General features: G+C 67.0%; 1 protein-coding gene and 1 pseudogene. One reads left to right on the forward strand and one right to left on the reverse strand.

Annotated features, from left to right (window positions below; all coding sequences use genetic code 11):
• A pseudogene (locus tag FJ980_RS30850) lies at window positions 1-672 on the reverse strand (ABC transporter ATP-binding protein); the annotation flags it as partial.
• 433 nt (window positions 673-1,105) lie between these two features.
• Here FJ980_RS30850 and FJ980_RS30855 point away from each other — a divergent pair.
• The gene (locus FJ980_RS30855) at window positions 1,106-1,546 is read left to right on the forward strand and encodes a hypothetical protein (RefSeq protein WP_140500175.1); all 441 of its coding nucleotides are present in this window, start codon (window positions 1,106-1,108) and stop codon (window positions 1,544-1,546) included.
• The last annotated feature ends 82 nt before the right edge of the window (window positions 1,547-1,628 follow it).

Here is a 1,628-nt window from a genome sequence, read left to right on the forward strand (position 1 = left end):
CGCCTCGATGATGCGCTGGGCGGCGGCATAGACGGTGCCGCTCTTGACCATTCCGCCCGTCCCGACGAAGGTCTTGCCGTCGGTGGCATGGCGCGACAGGAGCAGGTTTTCCGAAAGCCGCATGCGCGGGGCGGCACCATGGCCGAGGCGCTCCTCCGGCACGAAGGCTGCACCCAGCAGCCGGCGCCCGGTGATGCTGAGGCTGCCCGCATCCTTGCCGCGAATGCGCACCGAGGCGGCATCCGGCTGCAGGACTTCACCGGAAACGGATTCGAAGAACTCGCCCTGGCCGTTGCCCGCGACACCGGCGATGCCGATCACCTCGCCGGCGCGGACGGTGAGATTGATATTCTTGAGCGGGATCGAAAACGGCGTCGCCGGCTTGCGGCTGAGGCCGCGGATTTCGAGCAGGGACTGTGCCGTTTCGATGCCCGCGACCGGCGCGCGCACCACGGCCTGCACTTCGTTGCCGACCATCATGCGGGCCAAGGACGCGGCGGTCTCCTCGCGCGGATTGCAGTGGCCGACCACCTTGCCGTGCCGCAGCACGGTGGCGCGGTCGCAGATGCGTTTGACCTCCTCCAGCCGGTGCGAGATGTACAGGATCGATTTGCCTTCCGAGCGCAGACGTTCGAGCGTCTCGAACAGCTTGTCGGCCTCCTGCGGCGTCAGCTCCGGACCGGGTTCGATGGCCCCGGGCGGCGGCGCAGCCTCGCCCACGACCTCGGACGCAACTTCGACTGTCGAGGCCTTCTCCTGGTGCGACTTCTCTGCCTTGCGCCGCCTGGCGCCGTCGACCGTTTTCGGCATGAGTTCAGCCTCGGATGTAACGGCGACAACGGCCTAAAAATCAAAAAGTTTCACCAGGCCCGCTCCAGACGGCGCCATGGGTCTCCCCGTGCTCCCCTGCTCGACCCGCGATGCCGCCAGCCGCCGCTGGACAATCGCCAGCCGGCGGGCCCGTTTAGCGACGGTCTCCTCGCAGCCGGAACGAGACCGTGTGCTTGGAACCAATGATGGGCGAGACTGTTTAGCCATGAACTTCGATGCGACGCCGACGTCCCGGCCCGGTCGGGTGAGCAGCGACCTTGAGGAGCCCCTTGTCATGAAGATTTCGTCTAGATTTCGTTCAGTCGCCATCGCCGTCATCACTGCCGCGGGCGTTGGCTTTGCCAGTGTCGCGCACGCCGACACCGGAACGATCCGCTTCTCCATCTACAAGGCGGCCTTCTTCATCGGCGGCGCCGGAGGCGAGGGCACGCTGACCTTCCATGGACGCCGGTATCCGATCTCGGTCGGCGGCATTTCGGGCGGCCTCGCCTTCGGTGCCTCCAAGACCTATTTCCGGGGCACCGTGCGCCATATCAAGCGCGCCCGGGACGTGACGGGCGTGTACGGCGCGGCGGGCGGCGGCGGCGCGCTCGGCAAAGGCGCGCAGGTGATCGTCATGACCAACGACAAGGGCGCCCAGCTCGAGCTCACGGGCAGGCAGGTAGGGCTACAAGTCAACGCCGATCTCAGCGGCATGAGCATCACGGTGAAGTGAGGGCGGTCACTGCGTCGGCGGTGTTTCGAGGGATGAGCCGGCGGCCCCTCCCTACCGCTCCTCCACGATCCGCAGATAGGCC

Source organism: Mesorhizobium sp. B1-1-5, from assembly GCF_006443065.1.
In the GTDB taxonomy this organism is placed as follows: Bacteria; Pseudomonadota; Alphaproteobacteria; order Rhizobiales; family Rhizobiaceae; genus Mesorhizobium.

Bases quoted from the DNA above. Each gene is read 5' to 3' on its own strand.
- FJ980_RS30855 (WP_140500175.1), top strand. From the start codon at position 1,106: ATGAAGATTTCGTCTAGATTTCGTTCAGTCGCCATCGCCGTCATCACT.